This window comes from Pseudonocardia phyllosphaerae (assembly GCF_046546475.1).
GTDB lineage: Bacteria > Actinomycetota > Actinomycetes > Mycobacteriales > Pseudonocardiaceae > Pseudonocardia > Pseudonocardia phyllosphaerae.
The window spans coordinates 289607-314453 of the sequence record NZ_JBKGXS010000002.1; the positions used below are offsets into that span (position 1 = coordinate 289607).

Annotated in this window: 19 protein-coding genes; 9 read left to right on the forward strand and 10 right to left on the reverse strand. The window is 72.6% G+C overall.

What is annotated here, in order from left to right; all coding sequences use genetic code 11:
• The first annotated feature begins 2 nt into the window (after nt 1-2).
• Together ACLE50_RS06735 and ACLE50_RS06740 are read left to right on the forward strand one after the other, a co-directional pair.
• Nucleotides 3-1016, forward strand: a complete 1014-nt coding sequence (locus ACLE50_RS06735; RefSeq protein ID WP_410942525.1) for a carbohydrate kinase family protein — start codon at nt 3-5, stop codon at nt 1014-1016.
• Nucleotides 1013-3418 (forward strand): glycoside hydrolase family 65 protein, encoded by a 2406-nt coding sequence (locus tag ACLE50_RS06740; RefSeq protein ID WP_410942526.1) that lies wholly within the window; start codon nt 1013-1015, stop codon nt 3416-3418. Before ACLE50_RS06735 ends, ACLE50_RS06740 begins: the two co-directional genes overlap by 4 nt.
• A 10-nt stretch (nt 3419-3428) precedes the next feature.
• Here the strand turns inward: ACLE50_RS06740 and ACLE50_RS06745 are convergent, their stop codons facing one another.
• The 3 genes from ACLE50_RS06745 to ACLE50_RS06755 all read right to left on the reverse strand — a co-directional run bounded on the left by ACLE50_RS06745 (nt 3429) and on the right by ACLE50_RS06755 (nt 7048).
• Nucleotides 3429-4769, reverse strand: coding sequence for a sensor domain-containing diguanylate cyclase (locus tag ACLE50_RS06745; protein WP_410942527.1), 1341 nt, complete (start codon nt 4767-4769; stop codon nt 3429-3431).
• A 49-nt stretch (nt 4770-4818) separates the two neighbouring features.
• A complete protein-coding gene (locus tag ACLE50_RS06750) occupies nt 4819-6309 on the reverse strand; it encodes an MFS transporter (protein ID WP_410942528.1) in 1491 nt (496 codons plus the stop codon).
• A 310-nt stretch (nt 6310-6619) separates the two neighbouring features.
• Nucleotides 6620-7048, reverse strand: coding sequence for an HIT family protein (locus tag ACLE50_RS06755; RefSeq protein WP_410942529.1), 429 nt, complete (start codon nt 7046-7048; stop codon nt 6620-6622).
• Between the two features lie 98 nt (nt 7049-7146).
• On the opposite strand from ACLE50_RS06755, the gene ACLE50_RS06760 reads away from it, so the two are divergent.
• The 3 genes from ACLE50_RS06760 (at nt 7147) to treY (ending at nt 12386) form a co-directional block, all read left to right on the forward strand.
• Nucleotides 7147-7614, forward strand: coding sequence for a PPOX class F420-dependent oxidoreductase (locus ACLE50_RS06760; RefSeq protein WP_410942530.1), 468 nt, complete (start codon nt 7147-7149; stop codon nt 7612-7614).
• A gap of 204 nt (nt 7615-7818) precedes the next feature.
• Nucleotides 7819-9984 carry a glycogen debranching protein GlgX gene (glgX, locus tag ACLE50_RS06765; protein WP_410942531.1) on the forward strand — a complete coding sequence of 722 codons (2166 nt, stop codon included), beginning with the start codon at nt 7819-7821 and terminating at the stop codon, nt 9982-9984.
• A gap of 11 nt (nt 9985-9995) precedes the next feature.
• Entirely contained in the window at nt 9996-12386 is a 2391-nt protein-coding gene (gene treY / locus ACLE50_RS06770) for a malto-oligosyltrehalose synthase (RefSeq protein WP_410942532.1), read from the forward strand.
• Between the two features lie 158 nt (nt 12387-12544).
• Here the strand turns inward: treY and ACLE50_RS06775 are convergent, their stop codons facing one another.
• The gene (locus ACLE50_RS06775) at nt 12545-13198 is read right to left on the reverse strand and encodes a TetR/AcrR family transcriptional regulator (protein ID WP_410942533.1); all 654 of its coding nucleotides are present in this window, start codon (nt 13196-13198) and stop codon (nt 12545-12547) included.
• Between the two features lie 33 nt (nt 13199-13231).
• Between ACLE50_RS06775 and ACLE50_RS06780 the strand changes: the two genes are divergently transcribed.
• Nucleotides 13232-13540: an EthD family reductase gene (locus ACLE50_RS06780; RefSeq protein ID WP_410942534.1), complete on the forward strand. Its 309-nt coding sequence runs from the start codon at nt 13232-13234 to the stop codon at nt 13538-13540.
• Nucleotides 13541-13901: 361 nt separating this feature from the next.
• Nucleotides 13902-15548: an HNH endonuclease gene (locus ACLE50_RS06785; RefSeq protein WP_410942535.1), complete on the forward strand. Its 1647-nt coding sequence runs from the start codon at nt 13902-13904 to the stop codon at nt 15546-15548.
• Between the two features lie 439 nt (nt 15549-15987).
• On the opposite strand, the gene ACLE50_RS06790 is transcribed toward ACLE50_RS06785, so the two are convergent.
• Nucleotides 15988-16356 (reverse strand): hypothetical protein, encoded by a 369-nt coding sequence (locus ACLE50_RS06790; RefSeq protein WP_410942536.1) that lies wholly within the window; start codon nt 16354-16356, stop codon nt 15988-15990.
• Nucleotides 16357-16444: 88 nt separating this feature from the next.
• Here ACLE50_RS06790 and treZ point away from each other — a divergent pair, with 88 nt between their 5' ends.
• Both treZ and ACLE50_RS06800 read left to right on the forward strand, forming a co-directional pair.
• On the forward strand, nt 16445-18190 hold the full coding sequence (gene treZ / locus ACLE50_RS06795) for a malto-oligosyltrehalose trehalohydrolase (RefSeq protein WP_410942537.1): 1746 nt from the start codon (nt 16445-16447) through the stop codon (nt 18188-18190).
• Between the two features lie 5 nt (nt 18191-18195).
• Nucleotides 18196-19248, forward strand: coding sequence for an ABC transporter ATP-binding protein (locus tag ACLE50_RS06800; RefSeq protein WP_410942538.1), 1053 nt, complete (start codon nt 18196-18198; stop codon nt 19246-19248).
• Between the two features lie 252 nt (nt 19249-19500).
• Here ACLE50_RS06800 and ACLE50_RS06805 read toward each other — a convergent pair whose 3' ends face one another.
• From ACLE50_RS06805 to pyk, 5 genes are all read right to left on the reverse strand, one after another.
• Nucleotides 19501-20487: a malate dehydrogenase gene (locus tag ACLE50_RS06805; protein WP_410942539.1), complete on the reverse strand. Its 987-nt coding sequence runs from the start codon at nt 20485-20487 to the stop codon at nt 19501-19503.
• A 90-nt stretch (nt 20488-20577) separates the two neighbouring features.
• Entirely contained in the window at nt 20578-21063 is a 486-nt protein-coding gene (locus ACLE50_RS06810; protein ID WP_410942540.1) for a CoA-binding protein, read from the reverse strand.
• Nucleotides 21064-21065: 2 nt separating this feature from the next.
• Complete coding sequence (locus ACLE50_RS06815) at nt 21066-22379, reverse strand: O-acetylhomoserine aminocarboxypropyltransferase/cysteine synthase family protein (protein WP_410942541.1); 1314 nt, start codon at nt 22377-22379, stop codon at nt 21066-21068.
• Between the two features lie 21 nt (nt 22380-22400).
• Nucleotides 22401-23309 (reverse strand): acyl-CoA thioesterase, encoded by a 909-nt coding sequence (locus tag ACLE50_RS06820; RefSeq protein WP_410942542.1) that lies wholly within the window; start codon nt 23307-23309, stop codon nt 22401-22403.
• A 25-nt stretch (nt 23310-23334) separates the two neighbouring features.
• A complete protein-coding gene (gene pyk, locus ACLE50_RS06825; RefSeq protein ID WP_410942543.1) occupies nt 23335-24759 on the reverse strand; it encodes a pyruvate kinase in 1425 nt (474 codons plus the stop codon).
• Between the last annotated feature and the right edge of the window lie 88 nt (nt 24760-24847).

Below are 24847 nucleotides of genomic sequence, written 5' to 3' on the forward strand. Positions count from 1 at the left end.
CGATGAGCCCCACGACCGGACGACGGGTGGCCGTGCTCGGCCCCATCCCCCGCGACCACGTCACCACCCACCGCGGCGAGGTCTTCGACAAGTACGGCTGCGCGCTCTACACGACCGCGGCGCTGGCCGCCCTGCTCGGCCCGGACGACGTCGTCATCCCGGTGGCGCACGTGCGCGAGCAGGACCGCGGCCCGATCGAGGACCTGCTCGGCCACCTCGGCAACGTCGACCTGTCGCTGGTGCGCACGCGCACCGACCGCGGCGACGTCATCGACCTGACCTACGTCGACCAGAACGCCCGCAACGAGCGCCAGTCCGGGTTCATGCACCCGATCGTCCCGAACGACGTCGGCGAGATCGAGGACGTCGACGCGATCGTCTGCGTCCCGATCACCGACTACGAGGTCCCGGCGACGACGCTGGCGTACCTCAAGGCGCGCACGAACGCGACGATCCTGGTCGACGCGCACGGTCCCTGCGTCAGCCTCGCCCCGGGCGGGGTCCGCACGCCGCGGCTGTGGATCGACCGCGACGCCTGGCTGCCCAGCATCGACATCCTCAAGATGAACCTGGAGGAGGCCGGGCGGACCTGGTTCCCGCCACCCGGTGGCGACCCGGACGAGATCGGCCTCCCGCTGGACCGGGCGCAGCTGCCCGACCTGGCCGCACACTGCATCGACCGCGGGGTGAAGGCCGTCTGCGTCACCCTCGACGAGGACGGCTGCGCGCTGTACTTCCCCGGCCCGGACGGCACCATCGCCGAGCACCTGGTGCCCCGCATTCCGGTCGACGACGTCGTCGACACCACCGGCTGCGGCGACTCGTTCGCGGCAGGCATGGCGTTCGGGCACCTGATGTTCGGTGACTTCGTCGCGGCCGCGCACTACGGCAACGCGATGGGAGCCCAGCGCGCCGGGGGCGCGGACCTGACGTCGTACCTGTCGTTCGAGCGGACGGCCAAGCAGATCGAGGCCGCGTACGGCGAGCAGGACTACACGCGGGCGGAGCCCGCGTGACCGCGCAGGCCGCACCCGCGGGCGAGGCGGCGGAGCCGGGACCGGTGCCGCGGCTCGACCACCTGGGCGCGCCGTCGGGCGAGCCGGGCTGGACGCTGGCCGAGCACGGCTTCGACCCGGCCCGCGCCGGGTACCGGGAGACGGTGTTCACCGTCGGCAACGGCCGGCTCGGGACCCGCGGGTCGCTGGAGGAGGGCCACCTCGGCGCGCTGTCGGGGACCTACCTGGCGGGGGTGTACGACGCGCACGACTCCCCCGTCGTCGACCTGGTGAACTGCCCGGACTGGCTGGACACCGAGGTGTGGGTGCACGGTGTGCGGCTCGACGTCGACTCCGCCGAGGTCGTCGAGCACGAGCGGGTCCTGGACCTGCGCACCGGGCTCCTGCACCGCAGCACCACCTTCGCCGACCGGGACGGGCGCCGCACCCGGGTGCGCAGCCTGCGGCTGGCGAGCGTCGCGGACCGGGACCTGGCCGGGTTGCGGGTGGAGGTGACCCCGCTCGGGCACGACGCCGACGTCGTCGTCGTCAGCGGGGTGGACGCACACCGGCGCAACCTCGAACGCCTCCCGCTCTACCCGGACGGGCTGGACCTGGCGCCGCAGCAGCGGTGGGACAAGTGGGCCCGCTCCACCCACCTCGACGTCCGCGGGGTCGGCTTCCACGGCGACGGCACCGGCTGGGCCGACGTCCGCACGATCGAGCGTGACGTCCGGGTCGCCTACGCCTTCACCGTGACCACCGCTCCGCAGCCCGAGCGGGCGACCGACCAGGTCGGCGCCGAGCGGGCGGGCAGGCGGTGCGAGTTCCGGGCCGCAGCCGGGGAGGCCGTGACCGTCGACAAGCTCGTCGGCGTCGCCACCTCCCGGGACCCGGGCGTCTCCGGCGACCCGGGCGAGCGCGCACGGGCGACGGTGACCGGCCGGACGTTCGACGACGCCGTGCGGGCGAGCACCGCGGCGTGGGGCGAGCAGTGGCGCGACGCCGACATCGAGATCACCGGGCACGCGAAGGACGCGCTGGCGCTGCGGTTCGGCGCCTACCACCTGCAGATCGCCGCCAACCCGGACGACCCGACGGTGAGCATCGGGGCGAAGTCGCTGTCCGGCGAGGGCTACCGGGGCCACGTGTTCTGGGACTCGGAGATCCTGCTGCTGCCGTTCTACCTGTTCACCCACCCCGAGGCGGCCCGGTCGCTGCTGCGCTACCGGCACCACACGCTGCCCGGCGCCCGCGCGCTGTCGGAGAGCTACGGCACCCGCGGCGCGCGCTACGCCTGGGAGGCCGCCGACACCGGTCTCGAGGAGTGCCCGCGCTGGACCCCGGACGGCAAGGACCGGTTCTGGACCCGGGAGGAGGAGCTGCACGTCACCGCGGACGTCGCACACGCCGTCGGCGAGTACGTGGCCGTCACCGGGGACGAGGCGTTCCTGCTCGACGCCGGCGCCGGGATCCTGTTCGAGACCGCCCGGTACTGGGTGTCGCGGCTCGACGAGCGCCCGGGCGGGCGCCTCGGGCTCGACGACGTCATGGGCCCGGACGAGTTCCACAGCCACGTCGCGGACAACGCCTTCACCAACCGCATGGTCGCCCGGAACCTCACCGACGCCGTCGCGGTGCACGAGCGCCTGTCCCGGACCGCACCGGAGCGCCTCGCCGTGATCGTCGCCGAGCTGGGTGTCGACGACGACGAGGTCGCGGGCTGGGCCGACACGGCAGCCCGGATCGTGGACCCGGTCGTCCGGCCGGACGGGGTGGTCGAGCAGTTCACCGGCTACTTCGACCGGCTCGACGTGCCCATCGAGTCGTGGGACGAGAACGACATGCCCCGCTACCCGGCGGGCTACCACCACTTCAACTGCGAGCCGACGATGCTGCTCAAGCAGCCCGACGTGCTCATGCTGATGTACCTGCTGCCCGACGAGTACGACGAGGCGGCGCGGCGGGCGAACTTCGAGTTCTACGAGGAACGCACGCTGCACAAGTCGTCGCTGAGCCCGTCGATCCACGCGATCATCGGGCTGCAGGTCGGCGACCCGAGCATGGCGGTGCGCTACTTCGAGCGGTCCGGCTACGTCGACCTCGACGACAACCAGGGCAACACCGCCGACGGCATGCACATCGCCGCGGCCGCCGGGACCTGGCAGATCGCCGTGCACGGCTTCGGCGGGATGCGGGTACTGGGCGGGCGCCCGACGTTCGCGCCGCAGCTGCCCGAGCGCTGGGAGCGGCTGCGGTTCACGGTGCGGTGGCGGGGCGACGCGATCCGGGTCGACCTGGGCCACGACGCGTCGACGTTCACCCTGGACGCCGCGCCCGGCACCTCGCTGACGATCGTGGTCGACGGCGCCGAGGTGACCCTGCGGGCCGGCGAGCCGGTGACCGTGCCCGCCGGGCGCTGACGCTACGGGCTCAGACGCGCGGGCCGGGCAGGTCCGGTCCGGCTCCGGCGAGCCGGACCCGGTTGCGGCCCGCGCGTTTGGCCTCGTAGAGGGCGTAGTCGGCGACCTGCAGGAGCTCGTCGAGCCCGTCGCCGTCGAGCCCCTGCAGGGCGACGCCGACCGACACGCTCAGCTCCCCGACGGTCAGCCCGCCCTCGGGGGCGTCCACCTGGACGTCGAGGGTGTGCACGGTCCGCCGGATCCGCTCCGCGGCGGCCTGGGCCTGCACCCGGCCGTCCGGGCCGTCGGGCAGCCCCACCAGCAGGACGACGAACTCCTCCCCGCCGAAGCGGCCGACCGGGTCGGCGTCGCGGACCTCGGCGAGCAGCGTCCCGGCGATGGCCGAGAGCACCTCGTCCCCGGCGAGGTGGCCGTGGGTGTCGTTGACGACCTTGAAGTGGTCGACGTCGAGGATCAGCAGCGCCGCCGTCGTCCGCTGGCGGCGGCTGCGGACCATCCCGCGGTGTGCGCGGCTGCGCCAGGCCGCGGCGGTGAGCAGCCCGGTCTTGGCGTCGGTGTTGGCGCGTTCCTCCAGCTGGCGGATCAGCACCGCGCGGTGCAGCACCAGCAGCGGCGGCAGGACCAGCAGGGTCAGCGCCGGCTCGCGGGTCGCGGCCAGCGACGCCAGCGCCCCGAGACACAGCGTCGCGAGCTCGAGGACGTGGTCGTCCCAGTCCCCCATCATCGACCGCAGCGGGACCCGGGTGCTCGACGACGTGGCCAGTGCCGCCGCGACCAGCACCTGGTTGACCAGCACGTACACCAGCATCGCCACGAGCAGGATGCCGCATCCGGCGATCCGCGAGGCGATGGTGCCGACGGAGACGATCCCCTGCACCCCGTGGGGGACCAGCACGGACACCGCCATCGCGGCCAGCACCACCGTCGCCATGGTGAACACGTGCCGGTGCAGCGCGGCCCCGGCCGGGCGCCACACCCGCCACCACAGGTGTCCGTAGATCGCGGCGACGACGAGCCCGGCCAGCCCCGCGGGCAGCAGCAGCGCCGCGGCGAAGGTCCAGACGCTCGACAGGTCGAAGTACGAGCTGTGCGCCACCCGGCGGCGGACGCGTTCGATGCCCGTCGCGAGCTCGGTCTGGAGCATGCCCAGCACGGCCAGCGCGACGGCACCGAGGACCTCGCGCCCGGTCGTCGCGTCCGGGGGCAGCCGCAGCAGCCCGATCAGTACCAGCACCCCTGCGGCGACCTCGACCGCGGTGAGCAGGACCAGGGTGGCCGTCGGCTGGCGGCGGACGGGCCACTCGTCGATCCGGAAGACGCGGTACCGCCGGGCATGCCCACGGAACGTCACCGCCGCACCACCCCGGATCGTCCGCAGGCCACCACATCCGGCTCCCGGGTCATCCGGTGGCCCCCGCCGCCTCGTCCGCCACCACCCGGCCGGACCGGCCCAGTGTGAACAGCATCAGCGTGAGCAGCACGCCGAGCACCCCGAACGCGGCGAGTGCCTCGGCCGGTGCGCTCCACTGCGCGACGATGCCTGCCAGCAGGATCGCGACGCCCTGCGAGGCCATGAGCCCGGAGGCCGCCACCCCGACCGCGCGGCCGCGGACCTCCGACGGCGTGGCCCGGATGAAGCCGGTCTGGGCCTGCACCATCGAGGCCATCGCGCAGGCACCGGACACCGTCCAGAGCGCGAACGCCGCCCACATGCCGGTGGCCAGCGGCGTCAGCGTCAACGGCACCGCCGCCCCGACGGCGAGCGGCACCATCCACGACTCGCGGCGGGCGGCCGGGATCGCGAACGCGAACAGCGCACCGCCGACGACGCTGCCGACCGGGCCGGCTGCCATCAGGATCCCGGTGTCGGCGGGGTCGGCACCCAGCTGGGCCGCGTATCCGGCGGCGAGCGCCTCGGGGAGCACGTAGATGCCGATCAGCCAGGACATCAGCGCGGTGTAGCGGCGGCGCGGGTGGAGCAGCACCGTCCGGAGCCCGGTGCGCGGGTCGGCGAGCGCGCGCCGCTTCCCCTCCGGCGCACCACCGGCCGGATCGGTGCCCGTGGGATCGGGGCCGGTGGGATCGGAGCCGGTGGGATCGGAGCCGGTGGGCAGGCCCGCATCCACGGCGAGGTCGGCCGCCGCGGCATCGGGATCCTCCGCGGAGCGGGAGGGCCCGGCCGCACCGGATGCCCCGGTGGCCTCCGCCGGGCGGACCGCGGCGGCCGCACGGACCCCGAACGCGACCAGCAGCGAGGACACCGCGAAGGTCACCGAGTCGATCAGCAGCGCCCCGGCCGGGGTCGCGGCCGCGACCAGGACACCGCCACAGGCGAAGCCCACGACCTGCGCGAGCTGCGCGGACACCTGCCGCAGGGCGATCCCCTGTGGCAGCAGGTTCCCGCCGAGGATGTCCGGCAGGACCGACGAGCGGGCCGCTCCGTGCGGGCCGGTCAGCAGCACCGTCACCACCAGCAGCGCACACACCACCGGCAGCGGGATCCCCGGCACGGCCATGAGCGCGACCAGCACGCACCGCACGAGGTCGCACGCGGCCATGACGGTGCGCCGGGCGAACCGGTCGGCGAGATGACCGAGGAACATGCCGCCCAGCAGGGCGGGCAGGAAGGTCAGGGCGTAGACCGCGGCCGACCCGGCGATCGACCCGGTCCGCTGCAGCACCAGGACGGTGAGCGCGACCCGGGCGACCTGGTCACCGGCCACGGAGAGGATCTCGGCCAGCCAGAGGTAACGGAAGTCACGGTGGCGCAGCAGGGCAAGCCGCTGTGCCCACCGGCCCTCCGCGGGCCCGGCCTGCGACCCGGTCGCGGACTCGGGCATCGGCTCGGGGGACGATTCGGGGCCGGAGGCGTCCGCGCCGGTGCTCACCATCGGTGCTCCGGATCCTTTCGCCCAGCTCGGAAACCTGCGACACCCGATGAGACGTGTGCATGCCCGGACATGGGGACCGGACACGGACCGGCACCGGCTCGGCGCCGTGGTCTGGACGCCGCGGAACCGGACGCCCGGTGATCACCCGGGCGTCCGACGCGTCCCGTCGAGCGTAGATACACGACCGTACGGCGTCAGGTCGGGACACGGTCGTGCCGCCGGACGGCCCCCTGCGCACGACGAACGGGCGGACCTGGTCGCCGGGTGCTGATGCGGCGGCTCCCCCACCCGAGGGAGCCGCCGGGGGAGATCAGCTTTCGGGGACGAACTCCCCGTGGCCGTGGCCCTTGAGCGCGGCGCGCAGGGACTCCGCGTGGGCGTCCTGCTCGGTCGCGTCGGTGTCCGCGGCGGCGTTGGCGAAGTCGAAGGCCGTCATGTCCCACGCCGGGAAGACATGGACGTGCATGTGCGGTACCTCGAAGCCGGCGATCATGGTCCCGACCCGCGGCGGGGTCCAGACGTCGCGGATCGCGCGGCCGATCAGGCGGGCCACGCCTGCGATGTGCTCGTTCAGCTCAGGGCTCGCGTCGAGCCACTCGTCGACCTCCTCGCGCGGCACGACGAGCGTGTGCCCCGGCCCGAGGGGGTTGATCGAGAGGAACCCCACGCACTGGTCGTCGGACCAGACGAACCGGCCCGGGATGTCACCGTTGATGATCTTCGTGAAGACGCTGCTCACGGGGCCGGACCCTAGAGCATGCGGCGGGGCCCGGGGGACGGTCGACCGCGCCGGGCGCCGGTCGGGCAGGCCGGTCGGGGCGGTTCTAGGGTTGGCCCATGCCACGTTCCGTCGCCACGAACACCCGCGTCGGGTCCGATGAGCTGCTGGAGTTCGTCCGCCCGCGCCACCACATGGTCCTGATGACCACCCGGTCCGACGGCGGTGTGCAGGCGTCCCCGGTCACCGGCGGCGTCGACGACGAGGGCCGGATCGTCATCTCGACCTACCCCGAGCGGGCCAAGTCGGCCAACGTCGCCCGGCACGGCCGGGCCGCGGTGCTGGTGCTCTCCGACGAGTTCGACGCCGCGTGGGTCCAGGTCGAGGGCGACGCCGAGCTGCTGACCCTGCCCGACGCCCTCGAGCCGCTGGTCGACTACTTCCGCGCGATCTCCGGCGAGCACCCCGACTGGGACGAGTACCGGCGGGCGATGTCCGACCAGGGCAAGGCGCTCATCCGGATCACCCCGGCCCGGTGGAGCCCGGTCGCGACCGGTGGCTTCCCGGCCCGCCTCGCGGACTCCTGACCGCCTGCCACCACACCGGTTTCCACGACACCTTCCACGACACCGCCGCACACCCCCTTCCGGGACCTCCGCGAGGGGGTGTCCGGTGATCTGCGTCCCCACCCGGCCCCCGGCCGGGCGCGGAGCCTGCGACGACGCCGTCCACCCCGATAGGTTGGAGCGCGCACCACGGCCGCTGGCCGGGTCGCGACGAGAGGACCACTGATGCAGCCCTGGCCCGGGCACGCCTACCCGCTGGGTGCCAGCTACGACGGCACCGGCACCAACTTCGCCCTCTTCTCCGAGGTCGCGGAGAAGGTCGAGCTGTGCCTGTTCGACCCCGACCCCGACGCGCCCGGCGGGCTCGCCGAGACCCGGGTGCCGCTGACCGAGGTCGACGGCTTCGTCTGGCACGGCTACCTGCCCAACGTCGAGCCCGGCCAGCGCTACGGCTTCCGCGTGCACGGCCCCTACGACGTCGAGCAGGGCCTGCGCTGCAACCCGAACAAGCTGCTCATCGACCCCTACGCCAAGGCCGTCGACGGCCCGGTGGACTGGGACGAGGCCGTGTTCGGCTACAACTTCGGCGACCCGGACTCGCGCAACGACACCGACTCCGCGCCGCACGTGCCGAAGTCGGTCGTGGTGAACCCCTACTTCGACTGGGGCTCGGACCGCCCGCCGAAGATCCCGTACAACGAGACCGTCGTGTACGAGGCGCACGTGCGCGGCCTGACCGTGCAGCACCCCGACATCGAGGAGGAGCTGCGCGGCAGCTACTCCGGCATCGCCCACCCGGCGATGATCGAGCACTACAAGCGGCTCGGGATCACCGCGGTCGAGCTGATGCCGGTGCACGAGTTCGTGCAGGACCACCACCTGATCGAGAAGGGCCTCTCCAACTACTGGGGCTACAACACGATCGGCTTCCTGGCGCCGTACCACGGCTACGCCTCCGGCCCGGCGCGCGCCGGCTCGCAGGTCCAGGAGTTCAAGGCGATGGTCCGCGACCTGCACGCCGCGGGCATCGAGGTCATCCTCGACGTCGTCTACAACCACACCGCCGAGGGCTCGGACATGGGCCCGACGCTGTGCTTCCGCGGGATCGACAACCACGCGTACTACCGGCTGGTCGACGACGACACCCGCTACTACATGGACTACACCGGCACCGGCAACTCGCTGAACGTCCGGAACCCGCACACCCTGCAGATGATCATGGACTCGCTGCGGTACTGGGTCACCGAGATGCACGTCGACGGTTTCCGCTTCGACCTCGCCTCGACACTGGCCCGCGAGTTCTACGACGTCGACCGGCTGTCGACGTTCTTCGACCTCGTCCAGCAGGATCCGGTGATCTCGCAGGTCAAGCTGATCGCCGAGCCGTGGGACGTCGGTCCCGGCGGCTACCAGGTCGGCAACTTCCCGCCGCTGTGGACGGAGTGGAACGGCAAGTACCGCGACACGGTGCGCGACTTCTGGCGCGGTGAGGAGGGCACGCTCGGCGAGTTCGCGTCCCGGATCACCGGCAGCTCGGACCTCTACCAGGCCGACGGCCGCCGCCCGCACGCGTCGATCAACTTCGTGACCGCGCACGACGGCTTCACCCTGGCCGACCTCGTCTCCTACAACGAGAAGCACAACGAGGCCAACGGCGAGGGCGGCAACGACGGCGAGAGCCACAACCGCTCCTGGAACTGCGGCGTCGAGGGCGTCACCGACGACGAGGCGGTGCTCGACCTGCGCGGCCGCCAGCAGCGCAACTTCCTCGCCACCCTGCTGCTCAGCCAGGGCACGCCGATGATGCTGCACGGCGACGAGCTGGGCCGCACCCAGGACGGCAACAACAACGTCTACTGCCAGGACAACGAGATCTCCTGGCTGGACTGGGAGCAGTCCGGCAAGTACGAGGGGCTGACCGCGTTCACCGCCGGGGTCGCCGCGCTGCGCCACGCGCACCCGGTGTTCCGCCGCCGCCGGTTCTTCGCCGGGCGCCCGATCGGCCGTTCCTCGACCTCGGACGCGATCGCCGACATCGGCTGGTTCACCCCGGCCGGGCGGGAGATGACCGAGGAGGACTGGGACAACGACCTGGGCCGTGCCGTGATCGTGTTCCTCAACGGCGAGCAGATCGCCGACGTCGACCACCGCGGCCAGCGGATCACCGACGACTCGTTCCTGCTCTGCTTCAACTCCTACTGGGAGGACATCGACGCGACCCTGCCGCCCGCCGAGTTCGGCCAGGCCTGGGAGGTCGTCGTCGACACCCACTCCGGGGAGGTGCACCCGCCCGGCGCCAACGGCTCCGGCGAGGACCTCGACCCGGTCTCGGCGGGCTCGGTGCTCACCCTGCCCGCGCGTTCCCTGCTCGTCCTGCGATCGAAGGGCTGAGGCACCACCGCATGAGCCTTCCCGGGTCCACCTACCGGCTGCAGTTCTCCGCCGAGCGGACGTTCGACGACGCCCGCGCGATCACCGGCTATCTGGACCGGCTGGGGATCGGGGCGCTCTACGCCTCGCCGCTGCTGGCGTCGGGCACCGGGTCGAACCACGGCTACGACGTCGTCGACCCGACCCGGATCTCCGCCGAACGCGGCGGCGAGGCGGCGCTGCGGACCCTGCTCGGCACGCTGCGCGAGCACGGGCTGCGGATGCTGATCGACATCGTGCCCAACCACGTCGGCGTCGCCACCCCGGTGGAGAACCCGTGGTGGTGGGACGTGCTCACGCACGGTGCGGCGTCGCGGTGGGCCGACCACTTCGACGTCGACTGGGGTGCGGAGAAGCTGCTGCTCCCGGTGCTCGACGCCGACGAGGAGGGCGCTCTGAACAAGCTGGAGCTCTCCGCCGACGGCACCGAGCTCCACTACTACGAGCACCGCTTCCCGGTGGAGCCCGGCACCGGGCCGGACGCCGACGAGACGGGCACCGCCACCGCGCAGGAGGTGCACGACCGCCAGCACTACCGGCTGGTGTCCTGGAAGCGCGGTGCCGGTGAGCTGACCTACCGGCGGTTCTTCGACGTCTCCGATCTGGCCGCGGTGCGCGTCGAGGACCCGGCGGTGTTCGACGACACCCACCGGAAGGTCCTGGAGATCGTCCGCTCCGACGACACCGTCGCGGGCCTGCGCGTCGACCACCCGGACGGCCTGTCCGACCCGGGTGGCTACGCCCGCAGGCTGCGCGCCGAGCTGGGCGCGGACAAGTGGCTGCTGGTGGAGAAGATCCTGGCCGTCGGCGAGGACCTGCCGATCTCCTGGCCGGTCGACGGCACGACCGGCTACGAGGCGCTGCGCGAGGTGTGCGGGGTGTTCGTCGACCCCGACGGCGCCGGCCTGCTCACCCAGTTCACCGCCGAGCACACCGGCGGGAAGCGGTCCGCGCACGCCGTCGAGTACGACGGCAAGCGCCTGGTCTGCGACGAGATCCTGGTCGCCGAGGTGGAGCGGATCGCCGACGCGTTCCGCGCAGGCCCGGGTGCCGACGACGCGCTCACCGGACTCGACCTCACCACCGTCACCGCGGGCGACCTGCACGACGCGGTGTCGGAGTTCCTCTGCGCGTTCCCGGTGTACCGGTCCTACCTGACCCCGGAGATCGCCGAGGGCCGCGCGCACGCCGACACCGCCGTCGCCACCGCCCGCACCCGCCGCCCCGACCTGGCCGCGGTGATCACCGCGCTGCACGCCGGGCTGGTCGGCGACCCGGGATCGCTCTACGCCACCCGGCTGCAGCAGACGTCGGGGATGGTGACCGCGAAGGGCGTCGAGGACACCGCGTTCTACCGGTACAACCGGTTCGTCGCACTCAACGAGGTCGGTGGCGACCCGGCCCGCTTCGGCGTCTCCCCCGACGAGTTCCACGCCGGGCTCGCGCACCGCGAGGCCGGCAGGTCGCGCACCATGACCTGTCTGTCCACGCACGACACCAAGCGCTCCGAGGACGTCCGCGCGCGGCTGGCCGTGCTGGCCGAGCGGCCCGCGGAGTGGGCGGAGAAGGTGCGCTGCTGGTCGGTGCGCCACCCGCTGCCCGACCGGTCGCTGGAGCTGCTGGCCTGGCAGAGCGTCGTCGGGGCGTGGCCGATCTCCGCCGAGCGGCTCGCCGGCTACCTGGGCAAGGCCTCGAAGGAGGCCAAGCTGGTCACCTCGCACACCGAGGCCGTCGCCGAGGTCGACGAGGCGATCGCCGCCTGGCCCGGGGAGATCCTCGCCGACGACGAGCTGGTCGCCGAGATCGACGCGTTCGTCGAGGAGATCGCCGGCCCCGGCCGCTCCAACTCGCTGGGCCAGAAGCTGCTGCAGATGGCCGGGCCGGGTGTGCCGGACGTCTACCAGGGCACCGAGCTGTTCGAGTACTCGCTGGTCGACCCGGACAACCGGCGCCCGGTGGACATCGAGGAGCGCTCCCGGCTGCTCGCCCGCCTCGACGAGGGCTGGCAGCCGCCGGTCGACGCCGACGGTGCGGCGAAGCTGCTGGTCACCGCCGCGGTGGCCCGGCTGCGCCGGTTCCGCCCGGAGCTGTTCTCCGGCTACGGCCGGATCGACGCCCAGGGCGAGGCCGCCGGGCACGCCGTCGCGTTCTCCCGCGGGGGCGGCGCGATGGTCGCCGTCGCGACCCGGTTGCCCGAGGGCCTCGCCCGGCGCGGCGGGTGGGGGGACACCACCCTGCCGCTGCCGGGCGGGTTCGACGACTGGCACGACATGGTCGCGAACCGGCCGGTGAACGGTCCGGCTCCGCGGCTGGCGGAGCTGCTGGACCGCTATCCGGTGGCGCTGCTGGTGCGGCCTGCCTGAACGCGTATGTCGGCGGCACAGCCGGCCGGCTGACCGCCATACGTCTCAGGCGGGAACGGCAACGTCCGCTCCGCGGGCCGGGACAGGTGTGGCTGCAGCCGTGTGCGTCGTCGCGGTGCTGGTCTAGGACGGCACCCGGCGATCGTGGGACTGTGGTGTCAGGCGAGCAGGAGTTGGCACAGCGTCTGGTGCAGCCAGGCTTCGACGCGGTCCGGTGACCAGCCGCGTTCGCCGGTGAGCACGCGGTAGACATCGATGTTGCACAGCGCGGCGTAGGTGTCGACGGCCTGGTTCTGGTCGAGTCCGGCGCGCAGTGCCCCGCGCGGCCAGGTGGCAAGCACCGCGTGGCGCACGTGGTCGGCGTGGGCTCGGGCGGACTCGTAGGCGGCGGCGAGGTCGGGTTCCGAGCGGCCGGCGTCGCGCAGCGCGGCGAGTACGCCGCCGCCGTGCTCGTACAGCCTTCGGTCGAAGCCGATCATCGCTGCGAGCTGCGCGGCCGGGTCTCCTTCGGCGGTCGACAGCTCGGCGGCTTGCTGGTCGCGATCTGCAGTCGATGCGATCGCATCGACGAGCGCATTCGCCAGGCCGGCTTTGTTGCCATAGGTCGCGTACACGGTGGGCTCCGACACACCGGCCTCGCGCGCGACGTCGCGCACCGTCGTGCCGGACCAGCCGCGTTCGGCGAACAAGCGCCGTGCCGCGGTGGCAACAGCGGCGCGGGTCGCCTCGGCCCGTGCGCGCCGCTGCGGCGAGTCGTAACGGCGCACGGCGCCGGTTTGCCTGCGGGTCGTGCGCCGCCCGTGTACCGTCACTTTAGTGAGTCTATATCGAATTCCGAGGCGGCCGTGACCGCGCGACTCGTGATCCTCTACGGGCATCCCGACGATGCCGCGGCGTTCGAGGACTACTACGCGAGCACCCACATCCCCTACGCCGTGAAGCACATGCCCAACGTGCGTGACGCCCAGAACTCGCGTGTCGTCGAGCTCGCGGACGGCAGCAGGGCGCCGTACTACCGCGTCTCGCAGATGAGCTACGACGACCTCGCGGCGCTACGAGCGGGGATCGAGTCCGAGGACGGCCGGTCGACGATCGCCGACCTCGCCAACTTCGCCACCGGCGGCGCGACGCTGCTCGTCGTCGAAGACGACTGACGACCGGCTGCCGGCGTCGACGAGACGTTCCGGGTCGGCCCCGTCCATCGGCCCCCGCCCACGCCCACCGGTCGAGCGGGGAGGCCTTGACGATTCGCAGCAGGGCCTGCACGGCGGCTACCGGGCCGGCCGAGGCGGGCCCGGGAGAGCGCGCTGTCGGACACCGGTGGGGACACCGAGGAGAAGCACCCGCGGACGAGGCGCATGGCCTCCGAGTTCCGCACCGTGAACGAACGGCCGGCCCACGTGGCCCCCGGCCGCCGGAACACGTGCCGCGCTCCGGCCAACGGCCGGATCCCTGCGCCGAATGACCGCAACTTTTACTGGAGAACTGACTGCACACTCCGGTAGAATCGAACACGTGGTCGACACAACGGTCGAAGAGGCACTCGCCGGGCACATGCCGCCCGGCGGGACCCTCGCCGCGTTGTGCGAGACCACCGCCGCCGTACCCGGCGACCTGTCCGACCGCGACCTCCTGAAGACCGTCGAAGCCGCCGTGCAGCTGGAACGCTGGGCCGGTGCGGTCCGCACCCGCCTGCTCGGCGCCCTGGTCGAACGACACCCACCCGGCAGCACCGCACCCGTCCCCGACGCTGCCGGGAAGACTCCGGTGCCGGTGGCCCGCTGGCTACCGTCGCAGGTGGCCATGGCGACGCACCTGACCGAGGACCAGGCCCGCGGCGAGCTCGGCATGGCCGAACGCCTCTACCGGGTGCTGCCCGAGACCCTCGCCGAATGGGAGGCCGGGCGGATCGGGGAACGTGGCGCCGAAGCGATCGCCGAGTCCACCCAGGTCCTCGACGACGATGCCGCCCGGACGGTGCAGGCCGCGATCCTGCCCGGCGCCTCCACGATCACCCAGACCCGGCTCCGCGCCCGGTTGCGCACCGCGATCCACCGGACCGATCCCGAGGGTGCGTCCAAGCGTCATCAGCGGGCGTTCGACGACCGCGAGGTGTCGATCAGCCGCAGCGACAACGGCATGGGCTCACTGTGGCTGTCCGGCTCGGCGGCGCAGACCGAAGCGTCCTGGAACTCCCTGGACCGCCTCGCCCGCTCACTGGGCACCGAGGATCCGCGGACGCTGGCACAGCGGCGCTGCGATCTGGCCCACGAACTGCTGCAGGGCACGGTCACGATCACCAACCTCTCCGCAGTGGCCTCCGCGGTCACCAGCGTGATCACCGAGCGTCGATCCACCGGCACCGCAGCAGATACTGAGACCGCGCAGGTCACGGAGTCGACGACAGGCACAGAGACCGGCGCAGCGACCGACGAGCCGACCGGAGTGGACCCCGAGATCATCGCCACCGCCGTCGCCGAAGTCCTCGCCCACAAGCCCGACCCGAACGCCACGATCGGCCGCAAACCGCTGATCCAGGTCGTGGTCGGCCTCGACACCCTGCTCGGCGGTAACCGACCCGGGGAAATCACCGGCCACGGACCCATCCCCGCCACCACCGCCCGCGCCCTCGCCGCCGGAGGCGACTGGAAACGCCTGGTCACCGACCCCGCCACCGGACAACTCCTCGACTACGGACGCAACACCTACCGGCCACCGGCGAACCTGCACGACCACGTCCACGGACGTGACGGCACCTGTCGTGGTCCGAACTGCGAACGCCGGATCCGAGATCTGGATCATCACCAGGACTGGGGCAAGGACGGCCACACCGTCGACGACAACTTGTTTGGCCTGTGTCAACGGCATCACAAGCTCAAGGACGTCACCGGCTGGCACGCACTGGTACGCCCCGACGGTGGACTGACCTGGATCAGCCCGGACGGGTATCAGTCGACGACGTATCCGAAGGACTACCGCGTCTTCACCGAAGACACCGTGGTGACCGAGGGCGTCGCGGAGCGGCGGGTGATCGACCCCGACGCCGATACCGGCACCGACGTGCCCAGCGTCCGGACCAGGTTCACTCGCCCCACAGGCGACGGGGAACCCTTGATCCCGGAACCGCGCGACGGCGAGGACGACACCCCGGCCCCGTTCTGAGACCGGGTTCCGGAGCCGGTTCCGAGTCGGGTCCCGAGTCGGGTTCCGAGTCTGTCTGGTTCCGAGACCGGCCCACGACGGGAGAGCCGGGTCATGGGAACCGATCAAGTACTGCGTCTCGGCGCAGAACGTAAGCAGGGACGTACATGGGGACGCCGACCTCGGCGTCGGCGTCGTCTACGCGTTCATTGAGCCCGTCCGCCGGCCGGTGACCGCCGTCCTCGCGGTGAGCTCCCGCAGACCGGGAGCTCACCGCGACCAGCTGACGACGAGCGACGAACGGCGCCTCCACCTCGCCCCCGAGATGGCCGAGATGCCGGGCCGGGTACGGCGGGCACAGCGGCTTGGCACGGTGGGCCGGGCACGACGCCCGGGCACGGCGGGCCTGGCACGGCGGCCGGGCACGGCGGCCGGGCACGGCGGGCGATGCCCGCCCCGCTCAGGCCTCGTCGCGGGTGCGGACCTGCTCGACGCGGCGGTCGCCGACCTCCTCGTCGAAGGTGTCGTCGCCGTCGTCGACGAGGTCGTAGCGGTCCTCGGCCGGGTCGTCCTCGTCGGACTCGGCGGCGTTCACCTCCTCGGCCCAGGTGTCGGGCTCCTCCTCGGAGAGCTGCTCGTCGAGGGACTCGTCCTCGCTGTCGTCCCACTCGCTGGGGCGGGTGGGGGCGGCGGAGCCGTCGTCGAGCTCGTCGTCCAGCCCGTCGTCGAGGAGGGTGTCCTCGGGCTGGAGCTGGTCGTCGGTCTCGTAGCTGTCGTCGGGATCGATCTGGTCGCCGGCCGGGTCGGCCGCGGAGTCCGGGTAGCTCACCCGTACAGGGTAGATCCGGGCGGGGTGAGCGGTGCCACCACGGGCCGGAGGCGCGCGGACCCGGTCCGGTACGGGAGGATCGCTCACCGTGACGGAGTTCTCGGTGTGGGCCCCCGGCAAGAACCGGGTCAGTGTGCTGATCGGCGACCAGCGGCTGCCCCTGCAGCCCGCGCCGGGCGGGTGGTGGCGCGCGGACCTGCCCGACCACGGCCACGGCACCGACTACGCGTTCCTGCTCGACGACGATCCGCGCCCGCTGCCGGACCCGCGGTCGACCTGGCAGCCCAAGGGCGTGCACGAGCGCTCCCGGGTCTACGACCAGGACACCTTCTGGTGGACCGACGACGGCTGGACCGGCCGCGCGCTCGCCGGTTCGGTGCTCTACGAGTGCCACATCGGCACGTTCACCGAGAAGGGCACCTTCGACGCGGCCATCGCCAAGCTCGACCACCTGGCCTCGCTGGGCGTCGGCCTGGTCGAGGTGCTACCGGTCAACGCCGTCGACGGGCCGGTGAACTGGGGCTACGACGGCGTCGGCTGGTACGCGGTCACCGAGAACTACGGCGGCCCGGACGCGTTCAAGCGGTTCGTCGACGCCTGTCACGCCCGCGGCCTGGGCGTCGTGCTCGACGTCGTCTACAACCACCTGGGCCCGTCCGGGGCCTACCTGGACCGGTTCGCGCCGTACTTCGCAGGCTCCAACATCTGGGGCCCGTCGCTGAACCTCGACGGCCCGGAGTCCGACGAGGTCCGCCGCTACGTCATCGACAACGCGCTCATGTGGCTGCGCGACTTCCACGTCGACGGCCTGCGGATCGACGCCGTGCACGCGTTGCGCGACACCCGCGCCCAGCACGTGCTGGAGCAGCTGGCCGTCGAGGTGACCGCGCTGGAGTGCCACGTCGGTCGGCCGCTGTCGCTGATCGCCGAGTCCGACCTGAACGACCCGCGGCTGATCACCTCCCGGGAGGGCGGCGGCTACGGCCTCGACGCCCAGTGGGCCGACGACGTGCACCACTGCCTGCACGCGGTGCTCACCGGGGAGAGCCAGGGCTACTACGGCGACTTCGCCGACGCCGGGCTCAACGGACTCGCGCACGTGCTCACCCGCGGCTTCCTGCACGAGGGCACCTGGTCGTCGTTCCGGCGGCGCAGCCACGGCGCGGCCATCGACACCGGGAAGATCCCGGGCTCGCGGCTGGTCACCTACCTGCAGAACCACGACCAGGTCGGCAACCGGGCCACCGGCGACCGGATCACCCACAGCGTCTCCCCCGGCATCCTGGCCTGCGGGGCGGCGCTGCTGTTCACCTCGGCGTTCACCCCGATGCTGTTCATGGGTGAGGAGTGGGGTGCGCGGACGCCGTGGCAGTTCTTCTCCCGCTTCCCCGACCCGGGCCTGCGGCAGGCGGTGCGTGACGGGCGGCGCCAGGAGTTCGCCGACCACGGCTGGTCCGACGCCGCCGAGGTGCCCGACCCCGGCGCCGAGTCCACGGTGATCGACTCCACGCTGGACTGGGACGAGGCCGAGGTCGAGCCGCACGCGACGCTGCTGCGGATGTACCGGGAGCTGATCGCGTTGCGGCGCAGCTGCCCGGAGCTGTCCGACCCGTGGCTGGACTCGGTCGGCGTCGACGTGCACGAGGCGGCGCGCACGCTCGTCGTCGCGCGGGGGGCGATGCGGATCGTGGTGAACCTCGGGCCGGAGCCGGTGACGCTGTCGCTGGGCGCGACGATCACCCAGATCCTGCTGGCCTCGGAGCCGACGCAGAGCGAGGACGACTCGTTCACCGTGCCGGCCGAGGCGTTCGCGATCTGCCGGCTGGCGAGCTGACGAGCATGGCCTCGGTCGGGTACGAGAAGGCCACCCGGACCTACCCGGGGGCGGACCGCCCGGCCGTCGACGAGCTGGAGCTGGAGATCGCCGACGGCGAGTTCCTGGTGCTCGTCGGGCCGTCGGGGTGCGGGAAGTCGACCTCGCTGCGGATGCTGGCCGGGCTCGAGGACGTCGACTCCGGCAGCATCCGGATCGGCGACCGCGACGTCACCGACGTCCGGCCGCAGGACCGCGACATCGCGATGGTGTTCCAGAACTACGCGCTCTACCCGCACATGACCGTCGAGCGGAACATGGGGTTCGCCCTGGCCAACGCCGGCAGGCCACGCGCGGAGATCGCCCGGCGGGTGGACGAGGCCGCCGGGATCCTGGACCTGACGGAGCTGTTGCAGCGCAAGCCGCGGGCGCTGTCCGGCGGGCAGCGGCAGCGGGTCGCGATGGGCCGGGCGATCGTGCGCGAGCCCGCCGTGTTCTGCATGGACGAGCCGCTGTCGAACCTGGACGCGAAGCTGCGGGTCTCCACCCGGACGCAGATCGCGTCGCTGCAGCGGCGGCTCGGGGTGACCACCGTGTACGTCACCCACGACCAGGTCGAGGCGATGACGATGGGCGACCGCGTCGCCGTGCTCGACCACGGGGTGCTCCAGCAGTGCGCACCGCCGCGGGAGCTCTACGACCACCCGGCGAACGCGTTCGTCGCCGGGTTCGTGGGGTCACCGGGGATGAACCTGGTGACGCTGCCGGTCTCCGACGGGCGGGTGTCCCTCGGGGACAGCACGATCGCCGTGCCGCGGGGGTCGTCCGGGTCGGTGACGGTCGGGGTCCGGCCGGAGGACCTGCGGATCGTGGACACCGGTGGCGTGGAGGCGACCGTCGACGTCGTCGAGGAGCTGGGGGCGGACGCGTACGTGCACGGCAGCGCGCCCGGCGGCAGCACGTTCGTGGCCCGGGTGGACCCGCGGGCGATGCCGGCACGCGGGGCGGCGGTGCGGCTGGCACCGGACCCCGAGCGGGTGCACCTGTTCGACGGGGCCACCGGCGCACGGCTGGACTGAGTCCCGGCGCGCCACGCCTCCCGCGACGCGCGCGGCCGCGACGGCGCTGCACGACGCGGCCTCCACGACACGGCACGGCGCGAGCGCGGGCGCGGGTGCGGGTGCGGGTGCGGGTGCGGGTGCGGCCCCCAACGACGCGACCCCCACGACGCGACGCGGCCGCGACCACCTCGGACAAGGTGACCGCGGCCGCGTGATGCGCTGTGCGCGGGGCGCAGCGACGGAGATGCTGCGCCGGGGATCGGACCGGGATCAGATGAGCCCGAGCTTCTTCACCGCGTCGCGCTCCTCGAGGAGCTCGTCGACGGAGGCGTCGATGCGGCCACGGGAGAAGTTGTCGATGTCCAGCCCCTGGACGATCTTCCACTCGCCGCCCTCGGAGGTGACCGGGAACGAGGAGATGATGCCCTCGGCGACGCCGTAGGACCCGTCGGACGGGATCGCGGCGGAGGTCCAGTCGCCCTCCGGGGTGCCGTTGACCCAGTCGTACACGTGGTCGATGGCGGCGTTCGCGGCCGACGCGGCCGAGGACGCGCCGCGGGCCTCGATGATCGCGGCGCCGCGCTTGGCGACGGTCGGGATGAAGTCGTTGACCAGCCAGTCCTCGTCCACCTGCTCGGCGGCGATCTTGCCGCCGACCTCGGCGTGGAACAGGTCGGGGTACTGGGTGGCGGAGTGGTTGCCCCAGATCGTGAGCTTCTTGATGTCGTCGAGGCCGACGTTCAGCTTCTTCGACAGCTGGGCCAGCGCACGGTTGTGGTCCAGGCGGGTCATCGCGGTGAAGCGGTCGGCCGGGACGTCCGGGGCGGCCGCCTGGGCGATGAGGGCGTTGGTGTTGGCCGGGTTGCCGACGGCGAGGACGCGGATGTCGCTCGCGGCGCCGTCGTTGATGGCCTTGCCCTGCGGGCCGAAGATGCCGCCGTTGGCCTCGAGCAGGTCGCCGCGCTCCATGCCCTTGGTACGGGGGCGCGCGCCGACGAGCAGGGCGACGTTGGCGCCGTCGAAGGCCGGCGTGGCGTCGTCGTGGATGTCGATGCCGCGCAGCAGCGGGAAGGCGCAGTCGTCGAGCTCCATCGCGGTGCCCTCGGCGGCCTTCACGGCCTGCGGGATCTCCAGCAGGTTCAGCTTGACCGGGGTGTCGGGCCCCAGCAGCTGCCCGGAGGCGATCCGGAAGAGCAGCGCGTAACCGATCTGGCCAGCGGCTCCGGTGACGGTGACGGAAACGGGGGTAGCAGACACGCCCCGGACCCTAGCCCCGTCGCGGCTCGCGCACCGCGACGGGGAGCACACGGATCGCTTCAGGTGGTCAGGACCACACGGAGGGTGTCCTCATTCGCGGCGCCGCGCGCTGATCACCCCGGTGTCGAACCCGGCCAGGTGCAGTCCCCCGGCGAACCGGGCGTGCTCGACCTTGAGGCACCGGTCCATCACCACCTCCAGCCCGGCGGCCTCGGCGCGGCGGGCCAGGGCGGCGTCGAACAGGCCGAACTGCAGCCAGAACGTGCGCGGCCGCGGGTCGAGGGCCAGGACGTCGTCGAGCACCCCGGGCAGGTCCTGCGGCCTGCGGAACACGTCGACCAGGTCCGGGGTCACCGGCAGGTCGGCCAGCGAGGCGTACACCGGGCGGCCGAGGATCTCGGTGGCGTTCGGGTTGACGAAGCAGACGTCGTAGCCGGTGGAGGCCAGCAGGTAGGTGGCGACGAAGTTGCTGGCCCGGGCCGGGTTCGCGCTCGCCCCGACCACCGCGACGGTCCGGGTGGCGCGCAGGATCTGCTGCCGCCGCCACGCGGGCGGGTTCTCCCAGGTCTCGCTCACGCTCACGCCTCCTTCACGGCCGCGGTCAGTGCCTGGTCGAGGTCCCAGACGATGTCCTCCGGGTCCTCCAGACCCACCGAGATCCTGATCATGTCGGCGGGGACGCCTGCCTGCTCGAGCTGCTCGGTGGTCAGCTGCTGATGCGTCGTCGACGCCGGGTGCAGGACCAGGGTGCGGGCGTCGCCGACGTTGGCGAGGTGGCTGCACAGCTGCACGGACTCGATGAACCGGGCCCCGGCCTCGCGGCCACCGCGGACACCGAACGCGAACACCGCGCCGGGCCCGTCGGGCAGGTAGTGCTCGGCCCGGTCGTGGTGCGGGTGCGACGCCAGCCCGGCCCAGGTCACGTACTCCACCCGCGGGTCGGCCTCCAGCCACTCGGCGACGTGCCGGGCGTTCGCGACGTGGGCGGGCATCCGCTGCGGCAGCGTCTCCACGCCCTGCATCAGCAGGAACGCCGAGTGCGCGGACAGCGTCGCCCCGACGTCGCGCAGCTGCTCGGCGCGCAGCTTGGTGAGGAACCCGAGCTCCTGGAAGTTCCCCCACCAGGACAGCCCGCCGTAGGACGGGACCGGCTCGGTCATGCCGGGGAAGTTGCCGTTGCCCCAGTCGAACGTGCCCGCCTCGATCACGACGCCGCCCAGGGTGGTGCCGTGCCCGCCGAGGAACTTGGTGACCGAGTGGATGACGATGTCGGCGCCGAACTCGATCGGCCGGCACAGGTACGGCGTCGCCAGGGTCGCGTCGATGATCAACGGGACGCCTGCGGCGTGCGCGACCTCGGCGAGCCCGGAGATGTCGGTGACCTCGCCGCCGGGGTTGGAGATCACCTCGGCGAACACGAACTTCGTCTCCGGGCGGATGGCCGCGGCGTAGTCGGCCGGGTCGGTGCCTGCGACGAAGGTGGTGTCGACGCCGAAGCGGCGCAGCGTCACGTCGAGCTGGGTGATGGTGCCGCCGTAGAGCCCGGCCGCGGCGACGGCGTGGTCCCCGGCCCCGGCGAGCGCGGCGAAGGTGAGGAACTCCGCCGACTGGCCCGACGCCGTGCACACCGCGCCGATGCCGCCGTCCAGGCTGGCCAGGCGTTCCTCCAGCGCGGACACCGTGGGGTTCGCGATGCGGGAGTAGATCAGCCCGTACTTCTGCAGCGCGAACAGTGCCGCGGCGTCGTCGGTGTCGCGGAAGACGTAGCTGGTGGTCTGGTGGATCGGCACGGCGCGGGACCCGGTGGCCGCGTCCGGCACCGTCCCGGCGTGTACGGCCCGGGTGCGGAAACCCCAGGCGCGGTCCGGTTCGTGCTGCTCGGCGTCACTCACGCCCCCATCCTGCCCCGGCGATCAGCCGGAGGCCTTCGGCAGGCGTACCAGGCCCTCCTGCATGGTCGTCGCGACCAGCCGGCCGTCGGCGGTGAAGAAGCGCCCGCTGCCCAGCCCGCGCCCGCCGGACGCCGCCGGGGAGAAGCACTCGTAGAGCAGCCACTCGTCGGCGCGGAACGGCTCGTGGAACCACATCGCGTGGTCCAGGCTGGCCATCTGGATGCCGGTGGACGGCACGTCGTGCCGGGCGACGACCGAGCCGAGCAGGGTGAGGTCGCTGGCGTAGGTGAGCAGGCAGACGTGCAGCAGCGGGTCGGCGGGCAGCACGCCGTCGGCGCGCAGCCACAGCCGCATCGGCTCGTCGGAGGCCCCGGTGCGGCGCTGCGACCAGATCGGCTCGTCGATCAGCCGGATGTCCAGCGGGCGGGGCAGGTTCGCCAGCCACCCGCCGTCGCCGCGCAGGGCCCGCTCCCCCAGGTCCTCGACGTCGTCGGGGCCGGGCAGCCCGAGCGGCATCGGCTCGGAGTGCACCAGGCCCTCCTGGGCCATCTGGAACGACGCCGACAGCGCGAATATCGGCTCGCCGCGCTGGATCGCGAGCACCCGCCGCGTGGTGAACGAGCGCCCGTCCCGGACCCGCTCGGTCTCGTAGACGATCGGGATGCTCGGGTCCCCGGGCCGGATGAAGTACGCGTGCAGCGAGTGCACACCCCGGTCCTCGGGCACCGTGCGCCCGGCCGCGACCAGCGCCTGCGCTGCCACCTGACCGCCGAACACCCGCGGCAGCGACTCGGGCGGGCTGACCCCGCGGAACAGGTTGTCCTCCAGCCGCTCCAGGTCGAGCAGCGCGACCAGGTCGTCGAGGACGGCCTGGCCGCGCGGCCTCCCGTCGGCGGCGGTCTGCGGGGACGATCCGGTCTCGGCACTCACGAGGGGTGAGTATGCCGAATCCGGCTCAGGTCAGGTCGTCCTCGCCCAGCCGGTGCACGCGGATCAGGTTCGTGGAGCCGACCGTCGAGGGGGGCGAGCCCGCGACGATGACGACGACGTCGCCCGGCTTGAACCGGCCGATCGACAGGATCGCGTGGTCGACCTGGCGGACCATCGCGTCGGTGGTCTCCACCTGGTCGACCAGGAACGTCTCGACGCCCCAGGTCATCGCGAGCTGGCTGCGGACCGCAGGCTCCGGGGTGAAGGCCAGCAGCGGCAGCCGCGAGTGCAGCCGCGCGAGGCGCCGCACGGTGTCGCCGGACTGGGAGAACGCGACCAGCGCCCGCGCCGAGAGCCGCTCGCCGATGTCGCGGGCGGCGTAGGACAGCACGCCGCGCTTGGTCCGCGGGACGTGGTTGAGCGGCGGCACGGTCGCCGGACCGGCCTCGACCTCCTCGATGATCTCGGCCATCGTCCGGACGGTCTTGATCGGGTACTTCCCGACGCTCGTCTCGCCGGAGAGCATCACCGCGTCGGTGCCGTCGAGGACGGCGTTCGCGACGTCGGAGGCCTCGGCGCGGGTCGGGCGCGAGTTGGTGATCATCGAGTCGAGCATCTGGGTCGCGACGATGACCGGCTTGGCGTTCTCGCGGGCGATCTGGATCGCGCGCTTCTGCACCAGCGGCACGTTCTGCAGCGGCAGCTCGACGCCCAGGTCACCGCGGGCGACCATGACGCCGTCGAAGGCGAGCACGATGGCCTCGAGGTTGTCGACGGCCTCCGGCTTCTCCAGCTTCGCCACGACCGGGATCCGGCCGCGGCCGGAGTTGTCCATGATCTTGTGGACGAGGTCGATGTCGGCGGGGCTGCGGACGAACGACAGCGCGATGACGTCGACGCGCAGCGACAGCGCGAACTCGAGGTCGGCGACGTCCTTGTCCGACAGCGCCGGGACGGTGATGTTCATCCCGGGCAGGTTCAGGCCCTTGTTGTCCGAGACGGGGCCGCCCTCGGTGACCCGGCAGACGACGTCGTCGCCCTCGACGGCGACGACGCGCAGGCCGACCTTGCCGTCGTCGACGAGCAGCCGATCGTCGACCTTGGCGTCCTCGGCGAGGCCCTTGTACGTGGTCGACACGCGGTCGTGGGTGCCGGGGACGTCCTCGACGGTGATCCGCACCTCCTCCCCCGTCTGCCACTCGGTGGGGCCGTCGGCGAACCGCCCGAGCCGGATCTTCGGCCCCTGCAGGTCGGCGAGGATGCCCACGGAACGGCCGGACGCGTCGGCCGCCTCCCGGACCATGTCGTAGACGTGTTGGTGGTCCTCACGGTCTCCGTGGCTGAAGTTGAGCCGGGCCACGTCCATCCCGGCGTCGATCAGGTCGCGGATCCGGTCCGGCGTCGCGGTGGCGGGGCCGATGGTGCAAACGATCTTGGTACGACGTGTCACGGGGCTAAGCGTAAACCCGGACTGGAACGATCAGGTTGTCGGAACACGGCGGAACGGTGGCCGGTTGCGCCGTCCGGTGTACCCGGTC